This window comes from Rhizobium sp. ZPR4 (genome assembly GCF_040215725.1).
In the GTDB taxonomy this organism is placed as follows: domain Bacteria; phylum Pseudomonadota; class Alphaproteobacteria; order Rhizobiales; family Rhizobiaceae; genus Rhizobium; species Rhizobium rhizogenes_D.
On record NZ_CP157967.1, the window covers coordinates 2,481,523 to 2,505,767 of the forward strand.

Consider the following 24,245-nt stretch of genomic DNA (forward strand, 5'->3'; position numbering starts at 1 on the left):
TGTGTCGGGGCATAAACCGAAGTCCGGCTCTCTAAACCAATTGGCAAGAATCGAACCATTACAGTGCTTCGGCCGGGAGATAACTCAGGAGGAAGTCGTTGACTTACCGTCGAAAAATATTGGCCGGCCTGGGCTTTGCTCTTATCTTCCTGAGCTCCGCCGCCCTGGCAGGCGCGATGCCGGTCAAGCCGGTAGCGGCCGCGGCCACTGCGTGGAACAAGGGGCGCGAGACAGGCTTACCGATCCCGCGCTACGTTTCGCTCCGAGCCCATAAGGCTCGCATGCGCGTCGGGCCGTCGACGATCTATGCCACGAAGTGGATCTATACGAAGCCGGGTCTTCCCTTGGAAATCATCGACGAATACGGCCATTGGCGACAGGTCCGCGATGATACCGGAGTGACTGGCTGGATGCACAGCGCCCTCCTCTCCGGAACACGTACGGCCGTAATCGCCCCCTGGCTGACGAAGAATGCCATGCTGCGCACCGATCCGAATCTCGCCGCCAGGCTAATCGCAGAATTGCAACCACGCGTACTGGTTTCGCTACAATCCTGCACCGGAATGTGGTGTCGTGTTTCGGTCAGGGAGCACTCCGCCAGAGGCTATGTCAGGCAGGACAAGCTCTGGGGCGCCTATCCCGGGGAAATGTTCCAGTAGGCTGACCATCATTCCTAAACTGAAAATACTATGGCCGCCTCGATGAGGCGGCCATAGTATTATTCCGGAATTACTTCTTGCGTTCGCTCAGGCAGCCGAACGCACGCTCGAAATCACGTCGATCAATCCGCCGACGATACGCTCGATCTGACCGCGATCATCGCCTTCCGCCATGACGCGGATTAAGGGCTCCGTGCCGGACGGACGGATGACCAGGCGACCGTTACGGGAAAGCTCGCTTTCCGCATCGGCAATTGCCTGGCGCACCTGAATATCCTCCAGCGGCTTGCCGCCGGAAATGCGGACATTGCGCAGCAACTGAGGTACCGGTTCGAAACGACGACAGACTTCGCTGACCGGCTTTCCCGTGCGCTTCACCGCGGCAAGGATCTGCAGAGCCGCCACGAGGCCGTCCCCCGTCGTGCCATAGTCGGACAGCACGATATGGCCGGACTGCTCACCGCCGACATTGTAATTATGCTGGCGCATATGCTCGACGACATAGCGGTCACCGACGGCCGTGCGCGCAAGCGACATGCCACGATCGTCGAGGAAGCGTTCCAGGCCAAGATTGGACATGACGGTTGCAACAATACCATTGCCGCGCAGCGTCTGGCTCTCGGCCCAGCTTTCGGCAATGACAGCCATCAGCTGATCGCCGTCGATGATCGTGCCGGTTTCATCGACGATGATGACACGGTCGGCATCGCCATCCAGTGCAATGCCGATATCAGCCCGCACTTCGTCCACCTTCTTCTGCAGGGCGACGGGACTGGTGGAGCCGCAATTCAGATTGATATTCGTGCCGTTCGGCTCATTGCCGATGGTCACGACATCGGCGCCAAGCTCCCAAAGGGCGGCCGGAGCGACCTTGTAGGCGGCACCATTGGCGCAGTCGATGGCGATCCGCAGCCCCTGCAGCGTCACGTCGCGCGGCAGTGTGCGTTTGGCATGTTCGATGTAGCGGTCATGCACACCATCGATACGCTTGGCACGGCCGATATCTTCCGACCTGGCAAGATGTTCCGACATGTCCTTGTCGAGCATGTCCTCGATCTTCATTTCCAGATCGTCGGAGAGCTTGTAACCATCCGGGCCGAAAAGCTTGATACCATTGTCCTGATAGGGATTGTGCGAGGCCGAAATCATGACGCCGATATCGGCGCGCAGCGAGCGCGTGAGCATGGCCACCGCCGGTGTCGGGATCGGGCCGAGAACGAAAGCATCGACGCCGGCCGCGGTAAAACCCGCCACCATGGCATTTTCCAGCATATAGCCGGACAGGCGCGTGTCCTTGCCGATAACGACGCGGTGACGATGACTGCCTCGATGGAAGATCGTGCCGGCAGCGATACCCACGCGCATGGCAAGATCCGGCGTCATCGGATAGATATTGGATTGACCGCGGATTCCGTCAGTTCCGAAATAACGACGTTTCATATGCACTCCTGTCGTTGCCGCATCCTCATCAGGACTGCAGCGGCATCGATATCGCCGCCCCAAAGCAAGCGACACTGCAAACATCGATGCTTGTGGCTCATGCCACAGATTGTAAAACTCGGCACTTAAATTACCGAGAACGCCTATTACAACGCGTTACCATTAATAAGCACTAAAAAACTGCACCAGGTCGAGACCGACAATAGTCCAATTCACAGCCTACTGCGTCCGCATTACTTTGCCCGACCCGGCGGTTGCCATAGGCGCCGATCAGCATCAGAAGCGTTACCTCCTTCTGTCGTCCCTTAAACAAAAGGCCAGCCACCTGAGACAGGTGGCTGGCCTCTAACCGAGGTTTGAACGCCTCGCGCTTAGCGCGGCTGCGGTTCGAAACCGCCTTCAGGTTCATCGCCCTTGGCACCGAGCGAATCGTCCCGCTTCGTGCCGGTCTTCGGCACGGCGGAGCCACGGCTCGGAGGCGTATCGTCGCCAAGATCGCGTGCAGGCTTCTCGCCACGAAGGAGGGCCTTGATCTCGTCGCCTGTCAGCGTCTCGTATTCGAGCAAGCCTTCGGCGATCGCCACGAAGCCATCGTGATGTTCCGTAAGGATATCCTTCGCCTGCTTGTAAGCCTGGTCGATCAGACGGCGGACTTCATTGTCGATCGTCTGGGCCGTCGCTTCGGACACGTTCTTCGACTGAGAAACCGAGTGGCCAAGGAACACTTCCTGTTGGTTCTCGCCATAGGCTACCTGACCAAGCTGGTCGGAGAAGCCCCATTGCGTGACCATGGCGCGGGCAAGCTTGGTGGCCTGCTCGATATCCGAAGATGCGCCCGAGGTGATGTTTTCCTTGCCAAAAGTCAGTTCTTCCGCAACGCGGCCGCCCATCATGATGCAGAGGCGCGACACCATCCACGTATAGCTCATGGAGTAACGGTCACCTTCCGGCAACTGCATGACCATGCCGAGCGCACGGCCGCGTGGAATGATCGTCGCCTTGTGCAGCGGATCGGCGACAGCAACCTTGAGTGCCGTTATCGCGTGGCCAGCCTCGTGATAGGCGGTGAGCTTCTTTTCCGCTTCGGTCATGGCCGAAGAACGGCGCTCGGCGCCCATCATGATCTTGTCCTTGGCGTCTTCGAATTCCTGCATCGTCACCAGGCGCTTGTTGCGGCGGGCGGCCATGAGGGCAGCTTCGTTGACGAGGTTCATGAGGTCGGCACCGGAGAAGCCGGGCGTGCCGCGCGCAAGCGTCTTGAGGTCGACGTTCGGAGCCAGCGGCACATTGCGGGCATGAACCTTGAGGATGCGCTCGCGGCCGACGATATCCGGGTTCGGAACCACGACCTGACGGTCGAAACGACCCGGACGCAGCAGCGCGGGATCAAGGACGTCGGGACGGTTGGTCGCGGCGATCAGGATGATGCCTTCATTGGCCTCGAAGCCGTCCATTTCAACGAGCAGCTGGTTGAGGGTCTGCTCGCGCTCGTCGTTACCACCGCCGAGACCGGCGCCACGATGGCGGCCGACGGCGTCGATTTCATCGATGAAGATGATGCAGGGCGCATTCTTCTTGGCTTGCTCGAACATGTCACGGACGCGGCTTGCACCGACACCGACGAACATTTCGACGAAATCGGAACCGGAAATGGTGAAGAACGGCACATTGGCTTCGCCGGCGATAGCGCGGGCGAGCAGCGTCTTACCGGTACCGGGAGGTCCGACAAGCAGGACGCCGCGCGGGATACGACCGCCGAGACGCTGGAACTTCTGCGGATCGCGCAGGAACTCTACGATCTCTTCCAAGTCCTGCTTGGCTTCGTCGACACCGGCGACATCATCGAAAGTGACGCGGCCATGCGCCTCCGTCAAAAGCTTTGCCTTCGACTTGCCGAAGCCCATGGCGCCGCGCGAGCCGCCCTGCATCTGACGCATGAAGAACAGCCAGACACCGAGGATCAGGAGCATCGGCAGCAGCGTGCCGAGATAGCTCAGGAAGCTCGAAGAGCCATCCGATTCCGGACGGGCGACGATGTTGACGTTCTTGGTCTGCAGGCGTTCAAGCAGGCTGTCATCGATGACCGGAGCGTAGGTCTGGAAGGGCGTGCCGTTTTCGACATAGCTGCCGACAACGCGGTTGCCCGTGACGGTCACGTCACGAACACGGCCGGAATCAACTTCCCGAAGGAACTGCGAATACGGTATTTCCCTGGAGCCTGTTTGTGCCGGCGCGTTCTGAAACATGCTGAACAGGGCAATCAACAGCAGAGCTATGATTGCCCACAGAGCGAAATTACGAAAATTAGGGTTCATCGAACTCCCCAGCACTGAAACTTCCGCCGCTTAAGCGACGGCATTACTTGATCCCTAACATAGGGTTGCGCCAAGCCCTTGCCAAGGCAAACCGCATCGCCGCATGTTTTTTCCGTCTATAGGGCCGAAAGCGGCAGCCGCCTATAGGCTTCACGTCCAAAAGCGACTGATAGGTGATCGGCGAATGTGAGATCGAATCGTGTCAAAAAGCGGTCGAAGGGCGCAAGATGGGGCAGAAGCCCAACCTTTGCCGTCTCTGCGCCATCCTGCGCCACAATCAGTGGCATCGCTGCCCGAGCACGCTGCACTACACCTTTTGGCAGAACCTTCGGAAAAACCGTCGCATTTTCCGCTCCATAGGCGCCGATGCAGACCGCCGTCGATCCGGAATTCTCTATTTCAAAGCGGCCATCCCAATTGCCTCTCTCGCCAGGAAAGACGGAAATTGGAGCGATGTTGCGGTTTTCCCGCATAAGGTAGAGCGCGTCGCGGCGCAGGTCGAAGACCACCCCTCCGGCCGTGCGCCGGCCCGGATTAGCCCCGTTCACAAATTCGAGAACGCGTTCCATCTGCGCGCGGCCCGGTGCATAGGGTCTGCCCCCGAAGACTGCGGCTAAATAAGACAGGGCATAGGAAACGACCGCCTCATCCGCCGAGAGAGCGGATCGATCGATGACGCAGAGCGCATGCGCGTGGATTGCGACATGCTCGTCCAACCATGCGGCCGCTCGCCTGGAAAGCGCGGCCCGATCGGCGCCACCATCTGCCAGCGGTTCGGTCGCCGCCTCCCCCGTAAGGTCCATGCGGGTGCGTACCCGCTCGTATTTCATGTCTTCGTTGCTCGGGTCGTCGAACCAGGAAACGCCGTACCCCTTGAGAAAGGCCCTGATATCCTCCCGCCGGCAAGCGAGAAACGGCCTGATAATCCAGATGCGCCGATCGAACAAAACCGCATCGGCAATGCCTGTGCCATAACCGCCCTGCCCGCGGCGTGCGCTGCGCATGACCATCGTCTCACGCTGATCGCCAAGCGTATGGGCTGTTACGATCACATCGGCCGAAATGTCGGAGGCCAGGTCCGCAAGCAGCGCGTAGCGCGCCTCGCGCGCCGCGGCCATGATGCCGGTCTTGGGCTTCTCCCCCTCCCAGCGGCGGACAAAATGGGAAATCCCGCGCGAGGCGCAGAATGCGGCGACTTGCCGCGCTTCGTCCGCTGCTGCAGCGCGCAATCCATGATCGATGGTTGCTGCGGTAAGGGTAAGACCTTCGTGAGGATGAGATTTCAGCCGCTCGGCAAGGGCAATCAGAAGCCCGGTAGAATCACTGCCGCCCGAAACGGCGACGAGAATATGAGCAGGCTTCGCTAGAGAGTGCAGAAATTCGCTTGTTGCGGCTTCAGGCGTAATGGCTGTGGCGCCGCCGGTCACAGCATCAACGGACATGGCAATCAGCAGGCAAGCCGCTTCTCTTCGCTGGCAACCTTGCCAGTCACAGCCTTGGAGGCCTTCGGATAACGCTTGCCCACCTCGCGAAGCGTGGCGCAGGCCGTATCCTTATTGTCGAGTGCCGCAAGCGACATCCCGAGCTTCAGGAGCATTTCGGGCGCCTTTTCTGACGTGCTATATTTCTGATGCGCATTCAGGAAGGTCTTGGCGGCCTCGTTGTACTTACCCTGCGAATAGAGCGCTTCGCCGAGCCAGAAATTCGCATCCGCAGCCCGCGAGCTGCTCGGATAGCTGTCGAGATACTGGCGGAACTCCTGTTCGGCGACACCATAGTCGCCGGACAGGACGTGCCCATAGGCAGCCTTGTATTGGTCGTTCTCGCTGCCGAGCGAAGCCGTCTGCGAGCCGGAGCTAGAGCCCGCGCTCGGCGGCGCACCCGAACCATTGTTGGCCCCCGTCATGGAGGAGCCAATCTGGTCGCCGCCCTGATCGAACTGAATCGAGCCGAGTTCGCTCGGTGGCTTGCCTGCGCTGTTGTTGCGCGGCGCAGCGGCGCTGCCATTCTGCGAATTACTGATGACGCCGGCAACATCATCCTGCTGACCACCGCCGCTCTGCGCGGGCACATCGGCCTCGCTCTTCTTCATCGTGCCCCCGGCAGCCGGCGCGGCGGCACCGCCGCCGCGCTTTTCAAGCTGCTGGAAGCGGAATTCGTTGTCTTCCTGCGCCTTGCGGATCGTCTCCTGCATCTGAAGCAGCTGATAGCTCATTTCCTCGACGCGGCCGTTCAGCTGGCGCATCTGGTCTTCGAGCTGCTGCAGGCGGACTTCGGCATCGCTGTTTTGAACGTTGATGACCGGCGCCTGGCCGTATTGTGCTTGTCTTTGAGGATTGCCGGAAGTCGATTGCGCGGAAGCCTCGCGGCCTCCGAGATGGATTCCAAACAACGACAAGGCAGAAGCATCGCGCTCGCTACCCACAACGGCAGCGAGACAAAGCATGCTCGCCACGACAAGTTTTCTCATATGGATCTTCCTGTCCTACTGATTCTTCGGGCCTGAGGGCTCGAACAGGAGATTTTTACAATTGCTCTCAAAAAGCAACGGAGTTCGGCCAAAGTGTGGTCAAAAAAGTAAAGGCGGCCAGAAGGCCGCCTTTTGTATTTCGATTGGTCTTTCGACTATCAGGAGCCGGCGCCGTTGAGCACGGTGACAGCGCGGCGGTTCTGCGACCAGCAGGACTCGTTGTCGCAGGTAGCGACCGGGCGTTCCTTGCCGTAGGAAATCGTCTTCATGCGGTTCGCCGGAACGCCGCGCGAAGCGAGGTAGCTTTTCGCTGCTGCTGCGCGGCGCGCGCCGAGAGCGAGGTTATATTCGCGAGTGCCGGTCTCGTCGGCATGACCTTCGACCGTGATGGAATAGTTCGGATAGCGAGCAAGCCACTGAGCCTGACGATCGAGCGTCTGCGCTGCCTCGGAGCTGATGGAGGAACTGTCAACAACGAAGAAAACGCGGTCGCCGACATTGACCGTGAAGTCCTGCGGCGAGCCCGGAGTAGCATTGCCGGCACCGTTCAGGCCAAGACCGTTGGCATCGTTCGGCAGACCCTTCTTGGAAGCGCAGCCAGCCAGAGAAAGGCCGACGAAAAGCGCGATCATGATCGGGTTGCGTGCGAGGTTCTGCATGTGGCCAACGGCCTGGATTGCGGTACGGCTCATGGCCGGTCTCTCCTATAAGTCTCTATCAGGGTTGCCAGACTGTAACCGGGTTCGGTTAATCCGATTCCAACAAGTATGGTTAATGATGTCCTAAAATTGTCGCCAACCGGTCCAGTCACAGGACTTTGCGGCGATAAAGTGGCGAGCCCCACATTACTCGAGGAGCGGCGACCATGCGGGGTCCGAAGCGAAGCCCGGCGTCGGGATCTTCTGCTCGTTATAGCCGGTCAGGTCGATCGAATAAATTTGCGGTCCGCTCGCACCGGACGGGGCGCGGAAGAACATGATGACACGGCCGTTCGGCGCCCAGGTCGGTCCCTCGCTATAAGAGCCGGAGGTCAGGATCCGCTCGCCGGAACCGTCCGGCTTCATGACACCGATGGAGAAATTGCCGCCGGCACGCTTGGTGAAGGCGATCAGATCGCCGCGCGGCGACCAGACCGGCGTGGAATAGGAGCCGTTGCCGAACGAGATGCGACGCTGGTTCGAGCCGTCGGCATTCATGACATAGATCTGCGGCTGACCGCCGCGGTCGCTTTCGAAAGCAACCTGCGTGCCATCGGGCGAATAGGACGGCGAGGTGTCGATCGCGGCCGTCGAGGTCAGGCGCGTCGTGGTGCGCGAGCGCAGGTCCATCGTGTAGATGTTGGCGTTGCCTTCCTGCTGAAGGCTCATGATCACGCGCTGCCCGTCCGGCGAGAAGCGCGGCGAGAAGGTCATGCCGGGGAAATTGCCGACCAGCTCGCGCTGGCCGGTCTGCAGCTGCAGCAGATAGACGCGCGGCTGCTGGTTGGCGAAAGACATGTAGGTCACTTCCTGCCGGTTCGGCGAGAAGCGCGGCGTCAGCACGAGATCGCTGCCGTCGGTCAGCATGCGCACGTTGGCGCCGTCCTGGTCCATGATGCCGAGCTGCGTCTTGCGGGCCGTCTTCGGGCCGCTTTCGGCAACGAAGACGACACGGGTATCGAAATAACCCTTTTCGCCGGTGATCTTCTCGTAGATCGCGTCGGCAATGATGTGCGCGACACGACGCCAGTTATCCGGCTGGGCATAGAATTGCTGGCCGATCATCTGGCTGTTGCCGAACGTATCCCAGAGGCGGAACTCAGCGCGAAGGCGGCCGCCTTCCTGCGTCACGCGGCCGGTTACCAGCGCCTGCGCGTTGATCGACGTCCAGTCCGGGAAGCGCGGGGTCGAGTCCGGATTGGTGATCTTCTCGATGAAGGCCTGTTTGTTGATCGGAGCGAACAGTCCGGAACGCTGCAGGTCGGCGGAGATCACGCTCGAAATCTGCGGACCGAGCGTATCATTCGACAGAAGGTCGGTGATCGCGATCGGCATGGGCTGGACATTGCCCTTGTTGATGTTGAGCTCGACCACGGCATAGGCCGGAGTGGATGCCACAGCCATCAGGCCTGCTAGCACCACCAGGAGGCGGACGAAGGATTTTCTGATCATATGTATCAAGCCTTTCAGCATTAATTCGCCGGATCGCTGGCATTGAAGTTGACTACGACTTCTTTCCAGTCATCATATTGATCTATTGGCAAGTTCTTGAACGGGGCAGCCCGAAGCACAGCTCGCATCGCGCTTGCCGCCATGGCTTGTCGCGTTGCCTTGGGGCCGCCGGTCACGGTAACCTTCGGCTCGCCCACGATTTCTCCGCTTCGGCTTAGCTTGAGATGCAGCTGGACGTGGACATGTTTCGATCCCTCCATATCAGCAGGGATATTCCAATTCTTCGTGACGTCCTCGCGGATGTGGTCCCCCGTCGAGTTTCCAGGCTGCTGCTTAGCGCTTGCAGCCTGCACCGACACGGAACCAACCAACATCATCCCCAAGGCCACAATCAAGCTCATGCCGAGACGGGGACAGTGATTTGTCAAAAGCCGCACTCCCCGCATCACATTCCCAGATCCGCTGCACTGAAATTGACGACGACTTCCTGCCAGTCCTCATATTTGTCCGCCGGAAGAATCGTCATGAACTCTGATTGAGCGCGAAGGACCGCGCGTACAGCGGCGGATTGCATGGCACCTTGGGTCGAAGCCGGTCCACCGTTCGTCGTCGCTTCCGGCTGACCGACGATCTGCCCGGATTTATCGAGCTTGAAGTGCACCTTGATTCGCACGTCGCCGGCGCCTTCAAGACCAGGCGGGAGGTTCCAGTATTTCTGGATCAGATCACGCAGACCGTCCTGTTGGCTCTGGCTGAGCTTGCCGGCGCCAAGCGACTTCTTGCCGCCAAGCGAAGCGACCTGGGTATCGGCGCCTGCGGAAGCCTGCTGCGATGAGCGCTTCGCACCGCCCTTCGACGAGGTGTTGTTGAGAAGATCATTGATCTGATCGGCAAGACCATCGTCAAGGCCCTTGCTGGAGGCCTTAGGGGTCTGACGCTTCTTGTCAGCGTCCTTCTTGCCGTCGTCAGCCGATGTGGTCTTGCTCGTGCTTTGCGTCGTCGTCTTGTCCGTCGGCTTTGCGTCGGCAACCTTCACATCCGGCTTCGGCGTCGGCTTGACCTCCGGCTTCTGCTCGGCAGCCTTCGGCGGCGTCGGCTGCGGCTTCACATCCGGGACAGGGACGTTGTTTGGCAGCTGAATTTCGGCTTGTTCCGTCGGCTGCGGCGTCGGCGGGGTCGGCGTTGCATCGGCCTTCGGGGTCGGCGGCGTGGGATCCGGCTTCGGGGTCGGCGTCACGTCAGGTTTTTGCTGCGGAATGGCGGCCACTTCCTTGGGGGCGGCTTCCGTTTCCTTCTGCTCGATCGTCTTGACGTCGTTCGGCCTCGGATCGTCCTGCGGAACGGGCGCATCCACCTTCTTCGGCGCCAGGGCCGCAGTCTCGCTCTCCGGCCGTTGCGTCGGCACGACCGGGTTCTTGATATCCACCTTGTTCTCGCCGGTATTCTGGGCGTTGGCGACCTGGTCCTGCTTGGTCGTCGGCTTGCGCGCGGCGTGATCTGTGACCGGCGCCTTCTTCTCGCCCTGCTGCAGCTGATCCGCCGTCACGATATCGACATCCATCGCCGTGCTTTCCGGCGTCTCAAGCGGCGCCGGCGCACTCAGCGTCACCATGGCGCCGATCAGCACCAGGATGTGAATGACAGCAGAAGTGGCGAGACTGCGCTTCATGTCGGTTCGTCAGTGGTCCGTTATCTGCTGCGTAACCAGGCCGATATTCTTGTAACCGGCTTCCTGGATACGCGACATGACGTCGGCAATCACGCCGTAAGGCGCCTTGCCGTCGCCACGCACGAAAATGCGTTCGTTGTAGCCCGTGGTCGCGATCGCCTGCAGCTTCGCGGCGATTTCGGCGACGTCGATCTGCGTTTCCTGCATGAACACCTGGCCATCGGCCTTGATCGAGATTGTGATCGGCTGGGTCTGGGCGTTCAGTGCGCCGGCCTGCGTTTGCGGCAGGTCGATCGGCACGCCCGACGTCATCATCGGCGCCGCCACCATGAAGATGATAAGCAGCACGAGCATGACGTCAACCAGCGGCGTCACGTTAATATCGGCGATCGGGCCACCCCGGCCTCCGCCGCGACGACCGCCCCGGCGGCCACCGCCGCCACCCTTGCCTCCAACAGACATTGCCATATGAATTACTCCGGTTCTGTCCGCGACTTACTGCGCTGCCTGACGCGGCTGCAGCTTCTCATCGATCTGGCGCGAAAGGATGGCGGAGAATTCATCCGCGAAACCTTCCATGCGACCCGAGAGCTTGCCGGCATCGGCCGAGAACTTGTTGTAGGCGATAACCGCGGGAATAGCGGCAACCAGACCGATGGCAGTTGCGAGCAGCGCTTCGGCGATACCCGGCGCAACGACTGCAAGGTTGGTCGACTTCGAACCGGCGATCGCCTGGAACGAGGTCATGATACCGACGACGGTACCGAAGAGACCGATGAACGGGCCGGCGGAACCGATGGTGGCAAGCGATCCGAGACGGGCGATCAGATGCTCCGATTCGCGCGCCAGCGTCACGTCCATGGCGCGGTCGATACGCATCTGCAGGCCGATCGGCGAACGGGCGCCGCGCTCGAAGGATTTCTTCCATTCGCGCATGGCCGCGACGAAGATGGCGCTCAAGCCTGTGTTGTTGCGCTCCGAAAGCGTGCGGTAGAGTTCTTCGAGCGACTGGCCGGACCAGAAGACTTGTTCGAAGTGATCGAACTGCCGGCGTGCCCGCGCGTAGCTCAGATATTTGTCGATGACGATCGCCCAGGTCCATACGGACGCTGCCAGCAGGCCGATCATGACGAGCTTGACCACCAGGCCCGCCTGCATGAAGAGCGACCAGAGGGTGATGTCTGGTGTGGTGGCCGCTGCCAATGCTACTTGTTCCATTGATCCAAAATCCCCGAATCCAAACGCCCGGCGCTAGACCGGGCGGCTAAAAGTGATCTCACAAGAATTGTTTGGCAGCCGCCGCTGAACGCCCTGGTCAAGCCTTCCAAGCTTACAACTGCCTTCTTGCCGTCAAATTTGGTCAAAGGAAGGCGTGCACCGCACAAACTCCGACATAACCAGTAAGACACTATTATGGTTAAAAGAATGTTAGCGTCGAAACATGAAGGATTTAACGGCGGCGAAGGTTATTCTAGCTCCAGGGAAGAACTGACCGGACGAAACCGGCGGCAAACGCAGACAAATCTTGCGCGGCGAATTCCTTCACATAAAACTCAAGTTATTGCAAGCTGCCTGTTGTCAGTCACCGTCACCTTGGACGCAATCGTTTCAGCGCGAACAAGCCAAACTTGAGTTCAGCCAGCACGTTCCGACGCGGCGAGCATCTGCGCGGCGAGCTTTTCCGGCAGCCGACGCGGGCGCCCCTTGGCATTGATGACGGCGATGATGACCTTGGCTGCGATCAGCAATGTATCGTCGCGCCGGATCTCCTGGGACAATACCATCTTGGCACCACCAGCCTTTTCGGTGACGGTGCGGATCGTCAGCACGTCATCCATGCGAGCCGGTCCCTTGAAGTCTATCTCCATGCGGTGAACGACGAAAACCAGCCCTTCTTCATCAGCATTCAAGAGTTCGCGCTGCTCCACGCCGAGACAACGCAGGTAATCGGTGCGCCCGCGCTCGAGGAAATGCAGGTAGCGCGCGTGATAGACGAGGCCGGAAAAATCCGTATCCTCATAGTAGACTCGCTGCACCAGCCGGTGGCTTCCGGCTTCCAGTTCCCCAGCTATCAGAAAGGGGCTGTTCATCGTTGCCGCATCTCCTTGAATGTCCGGCACCTCTTTGGCCGAAGTTCTGCCATCAAGCAAGCTTTGAACAATTGTCATAAACTCCGACTATCCGGAATGGTGCCGGCTAGCGGATCGGCGCAGAAGGAAAAATCTCATGAAAATAGCGGTTATGGGCGGCGACGGATTCATCGGTTGGCCAACCTCGCTACATCTCTCCGACGCTGGTCATGAGGTCCATATCCTCGATAATCTCTCCCGCCGATGGATCGATACGGAACTCGGCGTCCAGTCGCTGACACCGATGGATTCAATTCAGGAACGCACCCGCATCTGGCACGCCGAAACCGGCCGCCGCATCCATTTCAACCTCATCGATCTCGCCAAGGACTATGAGCTCCTGAAGAAGTGGCTGGCCGAGCATCGCCCCGATGCCATCGTGCATTTCGCCGAGCAGCGCGCCGCCCCCTATTCGATGAAGAGCGACCGTCACAAGAACTACACGGTCAACAACAACGTCAACGCCACGCACAACCTTCTGAACGCGCTGGTAGATCTCAATCTCGATGCGCATCTCGTGCATCTCGGCACCATGGGCGTCTACGGCTATTCGACGATCGGCGCAGCGATTCCAGAGGGCTACCTGCCCGTTGGCATCGATACGACGGACGGCCGTACCGTCAGCCAGGAAATCCTCTACCCCGCCAATCCCGGCTCGATCTACCACATGACGAAATGCCTCGATCAGCTGCTCTTCCAGTTCTACGCCAAGAATGACGGGTTGAGGATCACCGACCTGCATCAGGGCATCGTCTGGGGCACGCATACGGAGCAGACACGAAGACACGAACAATTGATCAACCGGTTCGACTACGACGGCGATTACGGCACGGTGCTCAACCGCTTCCTCATCCAGGCGGCGATCGGCTATCCCTTGACCGTGCATGGCACCGGTGGCCAGACCCGCGCCTTCATCCATATCCAGGATTCCGTGCGCTGCATCGAGCTGGCCCTGAAGAACCCACCAGTGCGCGGCGCCCGCGTCGAAATCTTCAACCAGATGACGGAAACGCATCGCGTGCGCGATCTTGCCGATATGATCGCCAAGATGAGCGGCGCGGAAGTCGTCCGCCTGCCCAACCCGCGCAAGGAAGCCCCGGAGAACGAACTGATCGTCAAGAACGACAAGTTCCTCGATCTCGGCCTGGCACCGATTACGCTGCAGGCGGGCCTCCTCGGTGAAATCGTCGATGTCGCCAAGAAATATGCCTATCGCGTCGATCGCTCGCGCGTTCCGGCCGTCTCCGCCTGGACCAAGGATCTCGCCGCGACGGTCAATCACGATCCCGAGGGCAAGAGGTTGAAATCCGTGTCATGATGCCGGGAAGCGAAATGCTGCAGGGGTTGCGTGCGCAAACACGGCCCCGCGCCAGGCAGGCATTCGTGACGCTCGTCACGAATGCCGATTATGCCATGGGGGCGCTGGCGCTGGCGCGCTCGATCGCTCTTAGCGGCACCAAGGCCGATATCGTCGTGCTGCATACGGAAGGGGTCGGCGAAAACGACCTTGCCCCATTGACGGCACTCGACTGCCGGCTGGTCGAAGTCGAGCACCTTCCCTTGTCGGATGCCTTCAACGAGCGGCATGCGCGCGGCAACCTTCATGCCGCCGCTCCCTTTGCCAAGGGCCGCAAGCCCTCCTTCCACACACCGCTCGACAATTTCTGCAAGCTCCGGCTTTGGCAGCTGATCGAATACGACACCTGCGTCTTCATCGATGCGGATGCGTTGGTGCTGCGCAATGTCGACCGGCTGTTCGACTATCCGGAATTTTCAGCGGCACCGAACGTCTACGAGAGCCTTTCCGATTTCCACCGGCTGAATTCCGGTGTCTTTGTCGCCAAGCCGTCGCTTGCGACTTTTCAGCACATGCTGGAGCGGCTCGACCGCCCCGACGTCTTCTGGCGCCGCACCGATCAGACCTTCCTCGAGGCTTTTTTCCCGGATTGGCACGGACTGCCCGTATTCATGAACATGCTGCAATATATCTGGTTCAGCATGCCCGAGCTCTGGAACTGGAACAGTGTCTCAATCCTGCACTATCAGTATGAAAAGCCCTGGGAGGAAAACCATCCCAAGGCCGAGCAGCTGAGGCCGCTGATCGAGCTATGGCATAGCTTCCATGCCGGCCGGAATATGCCCGATATCGCCACGCTCGCAAATCCGCGAGCCGCGGCATGAAAGTCCTCATATCAGGCGGAACGGGCCTTGTCGGTCGATACATCGCCGAGGAGCTGTTATCGGCCGGGTACAAGGTTGCAATCGGCGGGCGCAACCCACCTTCATCAGGCCTCTTCCCGCTGCCTACCTCCTTCGTGCCCCTGAGCCTCGACCCGGCGGAAAACCAAAGCAGCGCCTTCGACGACGCCTATTTCTTCGTGCACACGGCCTTCAGCCATGTCGCCGGCAAATATCGCGGCGGCGAAGGCGAAGATCCGGACGGTTTTCGCCGCCTCAATCTCGACGGCACGGTCAAGCTGTTCGAGACTGCGAGAAAGGCCGGCATACGGCGTTGCATCTTTCTCTCCTCCCGCGCCGTCTATGGCGATGGGGGTGCTGGAGAGGCGTTGACCGAGGCGACCAAACCAACGCCGACCACGCTCTATGGCGAGGTGAAGCGCGACGCGGAGCACGCACTGTTTTCCTTGTCAGTGCCCGGCTTTGCGACCGTGAGCCTGAGAGCGACGGGCGTCTATGGTGACCTGCGGCCCAATAAATGGGACGAGCTGTTCGACGACTATCTGAACGGCAGGCCGGTTCCGTCCCGCGCCGGAGCGGAAGTTCACGGCCGCGACCTCGGCCGGGCAGTTCGTCTTCTGCTGGAAACGGACACGGGCCGCATCGACCGCGAGGTTTTCAACCTTTCGGATATTCTGACGGATACGCACGAGATCCTCGGACATCTTCAAAAGGCGACACACTGTCCCCATGCCCTGCCCGCACCTGCGCCGCACGGGGCTGTCAACGCCATGGATACGGCAAAGATCCAGGCCCTGGGATGGCAAGGCCGCGGAAAAGCATTGCTGCAGCGGACCATTGAAACGCTGGCAAAGGCGATGTCATCACAGGCCGGCGTCAACGCATCAATTTCGCCTCGTCCCAACCGAGCGCCGCCAATTCCTTGCCCCTGAAGCGCGCATCGTCGGAAACGACGAACTCATCCAGCTGCGGCGGCGCGACGCTTGTTCCGGCCAACATGGCATGCACCTGACCACGGTGATGCGTCTGATGCTGGAACAGATGGTTCAGCACATCGTCCGCCCTCTCGCGCTGGACGCGGCCGCTGCGTTGGATATCGATGATCCCCACGGCCGTCTCCGGCGTCACGTTTTCGCAGAAGGCCACCAGGCGGCGATCGACATCCGCCTGTTCCCGGCTCAATTCATCCAGCCGGTCATAGGGCTCTTCGACATCGAAGGCCTTCAGTCCCAGAGTGCCGCCTTCCAGCGCATCGACATAGAACCAGTCGACCGTCAGGATATGATTGAGGGTCGCCTTGATCGACGGAAAGAAGCTGACCCGCTGTGCCTCGAATTCGCCAGGCTTGAGCGCCGCACAGGCCTGATAGAGCCTGACATTCGCCAACGCGTTGTTATAGGCAAGCTTGCGAAAGCTGCGAACCGGATCAAAAGCGGCCATCAAATCCCCCTACGCCTTATCGAGATCACCGTCCCGCCAGACGAGATGGCGCGAGGTTGCCGGCAGATTCTCGATTTCCTCGGCGATGAAATAGGGCGGGATATCGAGCGCAACCAGCGCTTCCCGCGTCGCCCGCACCCATTTGAACTCCAGATCGTTGTCGCCATCCTGGACGCGATGCACGATCCCATCGGGATCGAAAGGAAAGTCGGCTGGAATATCCATCAGGTAGTAGAGGCCGAGTTCATGCCAATCCATCTCCTCGTAATGGAAGAAATTCTCGACCGACCAGAGCAGGCGACCGATCGTAACATCGACACCAATCTCCTCCATCATCTCCCGCCGCAGGGTCTCTTCGGAGGTCTCGCCGATCTCCGCCCGACCGCCGGGAAAGGTCCAGAAATTCTCATGCACGGCGCGATGCACGAGCACATATCCATTCCGAAATCCAAGGCCTGCAACACGCATCTGGAATCGCGAATTACCCGCATTCAATCTGATGAGCTTGCGTTTCGACATGATCCCCTATCCTACATCGATCACGACGATCTCGGGCGGCACACCGAAGCGCACCGGCGCAATGGAGCAGCCGAGACCGCCGGAAACGATGATATGGCGCTCTTCCTCCACCATATGGCCGTAGACATATCTGTCACCATAGCGCGAGGGCGAATAGGGCGACCAGCCGAAAATCCTGACCTGCCCACCATGGGTGTGCCCCGACAGGGTGAGCGACACCCGTGACGGCACGGCGGGAAAGATATCGGGCTCATGGGCGAGAAGGATGACCGGCGCGTCGTCGCGGACCTGTGCCAGCGTGCCGCCGAGATCGTCGAGCCCCCTCGTGAAGGGACGCTTCCATCGCATGCTCCGACGCAAGGCGAGTTGATCCTCGACACCCGCGAGCCAGAACCCCTGCCCGTCCTTTTCCAGACGCGCCGCGCGGTTGGAATAGACCTCGATGCCGACGGCCGACAACGCCCGATGGCTGAAGGTCGGTCCGTGGCCGGTTCTTTGTGCCGCGGAATCATGCCACCAGTCGTGATTGCCGATGATGGCGTGGACGCCGAGCGGCGCCTTCAGCTTCGCCAGCTCCGCCGCCCAGATGCGATGATCGACGCGGGCAGTAATCAGATCCGTCCCCGAGGTATAATCGCCGAGCAGAATGATGATATCGCCGCCAAGCTCGTTGGCGCGGGCGCAGATCGAAGCAATACGCTCGCGGTTCATCCACGGCTCGCAGGCATGGAAGTCGGCAAGCGCGACAATCTTGAGCTTGAGCCCCGGCGCCCATCCCGGCGGGTTCAACGCATAGCGGGTGACATTCAGACGAACGACCGGCTCATATCCGAGGGCATATCCCCCGAGAGCCATCAAACCGAAAACGCTGCCGCCGAAAAGCTTCAAAAAGGCACGACGGCCGAGCATTCAATCTTCCTCCCGGAACAACCCGAACTGCGCGGCCTCCAGATCCTTGGGCGGCTGCATGCCGAGATGTTTCCAGGCAATCGCGGTCAAAACACGGCCGCGCGGTGTGCGTTGGATGAAGCCCTGTTGGATCATATAGGGCTCGATAATGTCTTCGATCGCGTCCCGCGGCTCGGAAAGGCCGGCGGCAATGGTTTCGATGCCGACAGGCCCGCCACCGAAATTGACTGCAATCATATTCAGATAGCGCTTGTCGAGCTGGTCGAAGCCAACATTGTCGACGAGAAGGCGCGTCAGCGCCTCGTCGGCAACCTCTCGCGTCACGGCTTCCGCCTTCGCGACTTCGGCGAAATCGCGCACGCGGCGCAGCAGGCGGCCGGCAATGCGTGGCGTACCGCGGGCGCGGCGCGCAATTTCGCGCGCGCCCTCGTCGGTCATGCCGAGGCCCATCAGCCTCGCGCCGCGACGGACGATCAGTTCCAGCTCTTCGACCGTATAGAAACTTAAGCGAACCGGGATGCCGAAACGATCGCGCAGCGGCGTCGTCAGCAGGCCGAGGCGGGTCGTGGCGGCAACCAGCGTGAACTTGGCGAGATCGATCTTCACCGAACGGGCGGCAGGGCCTTCGCCGATGATGAGATCGAGCTGGAAATCCTCCATCGCCGGATAGAGGATTTCCTCGACGGCCGGGTTGAGGCGGTGAATTTCGTCGATGAAGAGCACGTCGCGCTCTTCGAGATTGGTCAGCAGCGCCGCAAGATCGCCCGCCTTGGCGATGACGGGACCAGACGTGGAGCGGAAATTAACGCCGAGCTCCTTCGCCATGATCTGCGCCAGCGTCGTCTTGCCGAGGCCGGGCGGGCCGACAAACAGCACATGATCCAGCGCCTCGCCGCGTCCCTTGGCCGCCTCGATGAAGATCTTCAGGTTGGCGCGCGCCTCCGCCTGGCCGGTAAATTCGTCCAGCGATTGCGGCCTGAGCGTCACATCGATGTCTTCGCCCCGCTTTTCCGGCGATATCAGACGTGCGGCTTCACTCATGTCAGAGGTTCCATTCCCGGTATGCGTTTTGCGGCTCCCACGCCAAAGGCGCTATCATATCCGCCGCATCAAAAATACTCTGTGACGAAGGAACATCGAAGCTCGATCTCTCGACTTTGCGACAATAGTAAGGATTGCGGAAGGTGCAAAGCCTCACCGCGAGAGTTCCTTCAAGCCCAGACGGATCAGCTTGGCGCTGTCGGCGCCCTCACCGGCCGCCTTCATCGCGGCGGCAACGGCATTGGCGGCCTGATCGCGGGAATAGCCGAGATTGGTAAGCGCCGAAACGGCATCGGCAACCGGCGCTGCGGCAACGCCTTCGCCGAGCTCCTGCTTGAGCCCGATATTGGCCGCATCACCGGCAAAGGCCGGCGCCTTGTTCTTGAGTTCCGTCACGATGCGCATGGCCACCTTCGGGCCGACACCCGGCGCCCGCGAAACGGCGGCGCGATCCTGCAAGGCGATCGCGTTGGCAAGCTCGGCCGGCGTCAGCGTCGACAGCAGCGCCAGCGCCACCTTCGCGCCCACACCCTGAACCGTCTGAACGATATTGAACCACTCACGTTCCAACGCCGTCATGAAGCCGAAGAGCCGGATCTGATCTTCACGGACATAGGTCTCGATGAAGAGAATGCAGGCCTCGCCGACGGAGCCGAGCTTCGACAGCGTCCGCGCCGAGCAATAAGCGACGTAGCAGACGCCATGCACATCCACGAGCACATAGTCTTCGCCGATCTCTTCGATTGTGCCTTTCAGCTTGCCGATCATGGATGAGGTCCGTCAGGGATGGGTTTCGGGAGAGATGAGGTCGAGCGAAGGAAAGTAGGAGCGATAGCCCTTCGGATCGCGCGTCAATATGGAATAGCCACGCACAGCGGCGTGCGCGCCGATCAGAAAATCCGGAAGAATGCGCTCTCTCCCACCACCAGCCTGGCGATAAACCCTGAAAGCCGCCGCTGCGGCGAAAGCCGCAGACCAAGGCAGGCTTTCACGGCGGAATTCGCTTCGCGGCAGCAGCTCGTCCACCTGATCCATGCTGCCATAACGCACCGAGAATTCCGCATAGATGATGGGGTTGATAACGACTGCTCCTCGCTTGAAAGCGGAGAACACCTGCCCGCTGGACCAATCGTGCCAAGCTGACCCGGATATCGCCAGATCAACCAGCACATTCGTGTCGACGATGGTGACCATGATTACCGGTCACGCGTCATCGACATCAGCGCTTCGGCGTCGATATCCTGATCGCCGGTGCCTTCCAGGCGTTTGAGCGTGGCCATGAACCGATCGAGCCGCTGCCGATCCTCGATGTCCCGCTTGCCGTTCTTGGGCGAAACCATCAGCTTTCCATCCTCGATGGAAAATATGACCTCGCTGTTGAGCTCTATGCCAGCCAACTCGCGCAGATCGCGGGGGATGGTCACTTGCCCTTTGGATGTCACGCGCATTCTTACTCTCCAAACTTGAAGTAAGAATTATCATTACCACAAGAACAAGTCAAGAACAAACTATCCGGCCAGTGCTGCTTGACGCAACCGGCTGGCGCCGCGGTTATGGGCATGGCATATGGCGATGGCGAGCGCGTCGGCGGCGTCACTGCCCTTGAACTCGACCTTGGGCATCAGGATCTTCAGCATCATGTGGATCTGCTGCTTTTCGCCGTGGCCGACGCCGATGACAGCCTTCTTGACCGCATTCGGCGCATATTCCGACACCGGCAGGCCGGCGCGTGCCGGAACCAGCATGACAACGCCACGCGCCTGTCCGAGCTTCAGGGTTGCCACCGCATCCTTGTTGACGAAGGTCTGCTCGACGGCAGCCTCATCGGGCTGATAGCTGTGTACGACCTCGGCAAGCCCGTCATGTAGCTGGCAGAGACGGGATGCGAGATCCATGTCGCCATCCGACGTCACGGTTCCCGATGCGACGAAACGCAGGGAGTTGCCAAGCGTATCGATGATACCCCAACCGGTGCGGCGCAGGCCCGGATCGATGCCGATGATGCGAATCGTATTCTGCATAAGCCAACCTATCTTTCAGGCCTGACATGTGCCAGCAAAATGTGAACAAAACAAAAACAAGACACAGAATGGATCGCTGGAGGCGCGCTGAAAACGTCGTGACGAAATTGCGGCGGTAGGGTTTGGAATAGGCGCGCAGCGCTCCTACATGTGGGAGCAACCCTCCCTTCAACCACGCAGGTTTCTTGCCATGGTTCCCTTTTCCATCCTTGACCTTTCGCCCGTTGCCGAAGGCAGCACCATCCGCCAGTCCTTCGACAGTTCGAAGCGCATGGCACAGAAAGCGGAAGAGCTTGGCTACAACAGGTTCTGGCTTGCCGAACATCACGGCATGCCGGGCGTTGCCAGTGCAGCGACATCGGTCGTCATCGGCCATATCGGCGCCGCAACCTCGCGCATCCGCATTGGATCGGGTGGCGTCATGCTGCCGAACCATTCGCCGCTTGTCATTGCCGAGCAGTTCGGCACGCTGGAAGCCTTGTTTCCCGGCCGCGTCGATCTCGGCCTCGGCCGCGCGCCCGGCACGGACATGCGCACCGCGCAGGCCCTACGCCGCAATATCGAAGCCGGCGCGCAAAACTTTCCGCAGGATATCGTCGAGCTACAGCATCTCTTCAGCCCCGCCGACGAGGGTCAGATCATCCTCGCAGTTCCGGGCCATGGCGCCAATGTGCCGATCTGGTTGCTCGGCTCCAGCCTCTACAGCGCCCATCTCGCCGCCATGCTAGGCCTGCCCTATGCCTTCGCTTCGCATTTCGCGCCGGAAGCTTTGATGGATGCGATTGCCATCTACCGCGAACGCTTCACGCCTTCGGCCACACTCGATAAGCCCCATGTCATGGTCGGCGTCATGGGAGCGGTCGCGGAGACAGATGAAGAGGCGCAATATCACTTCACCTCGGCACAGCAGCAATTCGTCAATCTCCGCCGCAACGTGCGCGGCGCCTTCCCTCGCCCGCGCAGCGACATGGACGATTTCTGGACGCCGATGGAAAAGTTGAATGTGGAAAATACGCTGCGCTACGCCGTGGTCGGCTCGCCGGCGACGGCGGAGGCGAAGCTTTCGCAATTCATCAAGGATACCGAGGCCGATGAAGTCATCATTTCCATGCCGATCCACGATATCGAGGCACGACTGAAGTCGGTGGAACTTTTCGCGACGCTTCCAAGCTTCAAGAAAGTCTCCTGATTTTCAAGAGCGGGCAGTCTATGCGGTGAGCCGATCAGGTATATGCGGCTCACCGAACGGCCGAGGAGCTCATGCCACCAGCCTCGTGTTCCAGTGACGCCGGATGAGCATGTCGAGCGACAGCTTGCCGGCGCCAGCCACGATGAGGGCGAACATGCCGCCCGCGATCGCCAAATCCTTTTCGAAATGTAGCAATTCGTTATGGCTGGCGAAGTTGGTGTGAAAGAGCAGCGCTGTCAGCACGCAGAACAGGCCGAGGCCAAACGCCGCCAGGCGTGTCATCAGCCCGAATGCAATAGCAAGGCCGGCGCCAAGCTGCAGCACGATGGTGGCAATCGCAATGGGGGCGGAGACACCGAGCCGGGCCATCGCCTCCAATGCAGTGCCGAGATTGCTGGCAAGTTCGATACCCTCCTCCAGGAAGAGCAGCGACAGCAGCACGCGACCGAACAGCAGTGCCATGTCGGCCATATTCACAAGAACAATGCTTTCCTCTTCGAATTCCATGGCTTGTCTCCTTCCCGTCGATATCCGCGCAGTTTCCGATCCTGCCCGGCGGCATCCCACGACTTGGTCGCGTGGAATGCCGCCGACTCCGTAGAGGCTGCGGACTAGTTGGTTCCCTTGGCGGTGATCGCCTTGGTGAGATCTTCAAGCTCTTCGCATCCCGCCGGGCAAAGCTTGGTCAGCGTCGCAAGCTGCTCGCGGGCCTTGGGCATATCGCCGGTCTCGACATAGAGTTCGCCGAGATATTCATGCGCGCCCTTGTGATCCGGCTGCAGTTCGAGCGCCTTGGTGTAGTAGGTCAGCGACGTCTTGAAATCGCCGGTCTTGCGCAGGGTGAAGCCCATCAGATTGTAGACATCGGCCTGCTGGTGTTCCTCGGCGATGTCCCGAAGTTCCGCGAGCGCGCCGGCATAATCCTTCGCGTCGATCTTGGCGCGCACCGAAGTGAGATCAGGCGCATCGGTCGACTCCATATTGTCGACGGCGAAGGCAAGGCCTGCCGTGGCAGCAGGGAGGATGGCAACGGCGCAAAGGCCGGCGATCCCGAAAATGGCATGTCTAAACATAGTATTTGCTCCTGTTTTTGGCCGCTCAGGCCTGGATGGTGGGGGTGAAGCCGTAGGCATTGCCGTCCTTGACGAAGGTGCCAGAGCCAGGAAATGGGAAATGCGAGCCGCAGATCCTGATCTTGTCGGCAATGACGCGATCGATAAGCCTGCGGCGGGTGACGACAGCCATCGGGCCGTCCTGGTCGTAGGCGCCTTCCCATTCGGGATGGGGTGCCAGCAGCGCCGGCACATACATGATGTCGGCCGAAACCATCAGCTGCTCGCTGCCGCCATCGATGAGAAAGACGGAATGACCGGGCGTATGACCGTAAGCGGCCAACATGTGCACGCCAGGCGCCACTTCGGCATTATCCTCGACCAGCTTCCAGTTCTTCCATGTCGGGAAGACGGAAGCGATGCGCCGGCCGGCTTCCTTGCGGCCCTCCGCCAGCTTGTCGACACGGCCAGGGTCGGTCCACCAATTGTATTCGGCCGCGTTGACGATCAGCTCGGCATTCGGAAAGACCGCCGCATTCGTTCCCTTTTCCATCAGGCCCCAGACGTGGTCCGGATGGAAATGCGAAATCATGATCGTATCGATCTTCTTGTAGTCGATGCCGGCGGCCGCCATGTTGGCCGGCAGATGCGTGGCATTGGTCTGCCATTGCCCGACACCCGAGCCGGCATCCATCATGATCTTCCGCCCGCCGATGTCGAGAACGACGACGGTCAGCGGAATGGGCATGAAATCCGTCGTCAGGCCGGCCTTGGAGAGCGCTTCCTTGGTGTCTTCAACGGAAGCATTCTTGATGAAGGCCGGATCGTGCGGCTTGCGCCAGATGCCGTCATAAATGGCCGTAACCTCGATCGAACCGACCTTGTACTTGTAGAAGCCGACCGTCGGCTCCAGCGGCGTTGCAGCAAAGGCTTGCGGGATGAATTCGAGCTTCGACGACAGCCCGAAGGCTGCCGCAGCTGCGGCCGTGCCGAGAACGGCGCGGCGGGTCATATCAAACATCGCAATATCTCCTCAGGGTTAT

At 60.2% G+C, this 24,245-nt stretch carries 27 protein-coding genes; 5 read left to right on the top strand and 22 right to left on the bottom strand.

The window, feature by feature from the left end:
- Positions 1 to 98 precede the first annotated feature (98 nt).
- Complete coding sequence (locus ABOK31_RS12190) at positions 99 to 659, top strand: SH3 domain-containing protein (RefSeq protein ID WP_174171975.1); 561 nt, start codon at positions 99 to 101, stop codon at positions 657 to 659.
- 87 nt (positions 660 to 746) lie between these two features.
- On the opposite strand, the gene glmM is transcribed toward ABOK31_RS12190, so the two are convergent.
- The 11 genes from glmM to ybgC form a co-directional block, all read right to left on the bottom strand.
- Positions 747 to 2,099 (bottom strand): phosphoglucosamine mutase, encoded by a 1,353-nt coding sequence (glmM, locus tag ABOK31_RS12195; RefSeq protein ID WP_174171974.1) that lies wholly within the window; start codon positions 2,097 to 2,099, stop codon positions 747 to 749.
- A gap of 371 nt (positions 2,100 to 2,470) precedes the next feature.
- Positions 2,471 to 4,414: an ATP-dependent zinc metalloprotease FtsH gene (ftsH, locus tag ABOK31_RS12200; RefSeq protein ID WP_174171972.1), complete on the bottom strand. Its 1,944-nt coding sequence runs from the start codon at positions 4,412 to 4,414 to the stop codon at positions 2,471 to 2,473.
- Positions 4,415 to 4,530: 116 nt separating this feature from the next.
- Positions 4,531 to 5,856, bottom strand: coding sequence for a tRNA lysidine(34) synthetase TilS (tilS, locus tag ABOK31_RS12205; protein WP_349956216.1), 1,326 nt, complete (start codon positions 5,854 to 5,856; stop codon positions 4,531 to 4,533).
- Positions 5,857 to 5,861: 5 nt separating this feature from the next.
- Entirely contained in the window at positions 5,862 to 6,884 is a 1,023-nt protein-coding gene (ybgF, locus tag ABOK31_RS12210) for a tol-pal system protein YbgF (protein ID WP_174171970.1), read from the bottom strand.
- Between the two features lie 158 nt (positions 6,885 to 7,042).
- A complete protein-coding gene (gene pal / locus ABOK31_RS12215; RefSeq protein WP_174171969.1) occupies positions 7,043 to 7,576 on the bottom strand; it encodes a peptidoglycan-associated lipoprotein Pal in 534 nt (177 codons plus the stop codon).
- A gap of 153 nt (positions 7,577 to 7,729) precedes the next feature.
- Positions 7,730 to 9,034, bottom strand: a complete 1,305-nt coding sequence (gene tolB / locus ABOK31_RS12220; RefSeq protein WP_174171968.1) for a Tol-Pal system beta propeller repeat protein TolB — start codon at positions 9,032 to 9,034, stop codon at positions 7,730 to 7,732.
- A 20-nt stretch (positions 9,035 to 9,054) separates the two neighbouring features.
- On the bottom strand, positions 9,055 to 9,471 hold the full coding sequence (locus ABOK31_RS12225; RefSeq protein WP_349956217.1) for a hypothetical protein: 417 nt from the start codon (positions 9,469 to 9,471) through the stop codon (positions 9,055 to 9,057).
- A gap of 8 nt (positions 9,472 to 9,479) precedes the next feature.
- Positions 9,480 to 10,703, bottom strand: coding sequence for a hypothetical protein (locus tag ABOK31_RS12230; protein ID WP_174171966.1), 1,224 nt, complete (start codon positions 10,701 to 10,703; stop codon positions 9,480 to 9,482).
- A 9-nt stretch (positions 10,704 to 10,712) separates the two neighbouring features.
- On the bottom strand, positions 10,713 to 11,171 hold the full coding sequence (tolR, locus tag ABOK31_RS12235; RefSeq protein ID WP_174171965.1) for a protein TolR: 459 nt from the start codon (positions 11,169 to 11,171) through the stop codon (positions 10,713 to 10,715).
- Positions 11,172 to 11,198: 27 nt separating this feature from the next.
- Entirely contained in the window at positions 11,199 to 11,921 is a 723-nt protein-coding gene (gene tolQ, locus ABOK31_RS12240; protein ID WP_075851548.1) for a protein TolQ, read from the bottom strand.
- A 416-nt stretch (positions 11,922 to 12,337) separates the two neighbouring features.
- A complete protein-coding gene (gene ybgC, locus ABOK31_RS12245; RefSeq protein WP_349956218.1) occupies positions 12,338 to 12,793 on the bottom strand; it encodes a tol-pal system-associated acyl-CoA thioesterase in 456 nt (151 codons plus the stop codon).
- 136 nt (positions 12,794 to 12,929) lie between these two features.
- On the opposite strand from ybgC, the gene ABOK31_RS12250 reads away from it, so the two are divergent.
- From ABOK31_RS12250 to ABOK31_RS12260, 3 genes are read left to right on the top strand one after another with little or no spacing between them, the layout of a single operon-like run.
- The gene (locus ABOK31_RS12250) at positions 12,930 to 14,150 is read left to right on the top strand and encodes an NAD-dependent epimerase/dehydratase family protein (protein WP_349956219.1); all 1,221 of its coding nucleotides are present in this window, start codon (positions 12,930 to 12,932) and stop codon (positions 14,148 to 14,150) included.
- Positions 14,147 to 15,013: a glycosyltransferase gene (locus ABOK31_RS12255; RefSeq protein ID WP_349956220.1), complete on the top strand. Its 867-nt coding sequence runs from the start codon at positions 14,147 to 14,149 to the stop codon at positions 15,011 to 15,013. Before ABOK31_RS12250 ends, ABOK31_RS12255 begins: the two co-directional genes overlap by 4 nt.
- Complete coding sequence (locus ABOK31_RS12260) at positions 15,010 to 15,963, top strand: NAD(P)-dependent oxidoreductase (RefSeq protein WP_349956221.1); 954 nt, start codon at positions 15,010 to 15,012, stop codon at positions 15,961 to 15,963. Before ABOK31_RS12255 ends, ABOK31_RS12260 begins: the two co-directional genes overlap by 4 nt.
- Here the strand turns inward: ABOK31_RS12260 and ABOK31_RS12265 are convergent.
- The 8 genes from ABOK31_RS12265 to ruvC all read right to left on the bottom strand — a co-directional run bounded on the left by ABOK31_RS12265 (position 15,908) and on the right by ruvC (position 20,961).
- The gene (locus ABOK31_RS12265) at positions 15,908 to 16,471 is read right to left on the bottom strand and encodes a DinB family protein (protein ID WP_174171959.1); all 564 of its coding nucleotides are present in this window, start codon (positions 16,469 to 16,471) and stop codon (positions 15,908 to 15,910) included. The two genes, ABOK31_RS12260 and ABOK31_RS12265, sit on opposite strands and share 56 nt — an antisense overlap.
- 9 nt (positions 16,472 to 16,480) lie before the next feature.
- Positions 16,481 to 16,990: an NUDIX hydrolase gene (locus ABOK31_RS12270; RefSeq protein WP_174171958.1), complete on the bottom strand. Its 510-nt coding sequence runs from the start codon at positions 16,988 to 16,990 to the stop codon at positions 16,481 to 16,483.
- 6 nt (positions 16,991 to 16,996) lie between these two features.
- Positions 16,997 to 17,899 (bottom strand): metallophosphoesterase, encoded by a 903-nt coding sequence (locus ABOK31_RS12275; RefSeq protein ID WP_174171956.1) that lies wholly within the window; start codon positions 17,897 to 17,899, stop codon positions 16,997 to 16,999.
- Entirely contained in the window at positions 17,900 to 18,940 is a 1,041-nt protein-coding gene (gene ruvB / locus ABOK31_RS12280; RefSeq protein ID WP_120664914.1) for a Holliday junction branch migration DNA helicase RuvB, read from the bottom strand. It lies immediately after the preceding gene.
- A 153-nt stretch (positions 18,941 to 19,093) separates the two neighbouring features.
- Positions 19,094 to 19,708 (bottom strand): Holliday junction branch migration protein RuvA, encoded by a 615-nt coding sequence (ruvA, locus tag ABOK31_RS12285; RefSeq protein ID WP_174171954.1) that lies wholly within the window; start codon positions 19,706 to 19,708, stop codon positions 19,094 to 19,096.
- Positions 19,709 to 19,720: 12 nt separating this feature from the next.
- On the bottom strand, positions 19,721 to 20,134 hold the full coding sequence (locus ABOK31_RS12290) for a type II toxin-antitoxin system VapC family toxin (RefSeq protein ID WP_174171953.1): 414 nt from the start codon (positions 20,132 to 20,134) through the stop codon (positions 19,721 to 19,723).
- A 2-nt stretch (positions 20,135 to 20,136) separates the two neighbouring features.
- Entirely contained in the window at positions 20,137 to 20,388 is a 252-nt protein-coding gene (locus ABOK31_RS12295) for an AbrB/MazE/SpoVT family DNA-binding domain-containing protein (protein ID WP_174171950.1), read from the bottom strand.
- Positions 20,389 to 20,448: 60 nt separating this feature from the next.
- Positions 20,449 to 20,961: a crossover junction endodeoxyribonuclease RuvC gene (ruvC, locus tag ABOK31_RS12300; protein WP_174171948.1), complete on the bottom strand. Its 513-nt coding sequence runs from the start codon at positions 20,959 to 20,961 to the stop codon at positions 20,449 to 20,451.
- A 190-nt stretch (positions 20,962 to 21,151) separates the two neighbouring features.
- Here ruvC and ABOK31_RS12305 point away from each other — a divergent pair, with 190 nt between their 5' ends.
- Entirely contained in the window at positions 21,152 to 22,150 is a 999-nt protein-coding gene (locus ABOK31_RS12305; protein ID WP_349956222.1) for an LLM class flavin-dependent oxidoreductase, read from the top strand.
- A gap of 69 nt (positions 22,151 to 22,219) precedes the next feature.
- Here the strand turns inward: ABOK31_RS12305 and ABOK31_RS12310 are convergent, their stop codons facing one another.
- The 3 genes from ABOK31_RS12310 to ABOK31_RS12320 all read right to left on the bottom strand — a co-directional run bounded on the left by ABOK31_RS12310 (position 22,220) and on the right by ABOK31_RS12320 (position 24,223).
- Entirely contained in the window at positions 22,220 to 22,657 is a 438-nt protein-coding gene (locus ABOK31_RS12310) for a DoxX family protein (RefSeq protein WP_349956223.1), read from the bottom strand.
- Between the two features lie 104 nt (positions 22,658 to 22,761).
- On the bottom strand, positions 22,762 to 23,223 hold the full coding sequence (locus ABOK31_RS12315; protein ID WP_349956224.1) for a tetratricopeptide repeat protein: 462 nt from the start codon (positions 23,221 to 23,223) through the stop codon (positions 22,762 to 22,764).
- Positions 23,224 to 23,248: 25 nt separating this feature from the next.
- Complete coding sequence (locus tag ABOK31_RS12320) at positions 23,249 to 24,223, bottom strand: MBL fold metallo-hydrolase (protein WP_349956225.1); 975 nt, start codon at positions 24,221 to 24,223, stop codon at positions 23,249 to 23,251.
- Positions 24,224 to 24,245: the final 22 nt, after the last annotated feature.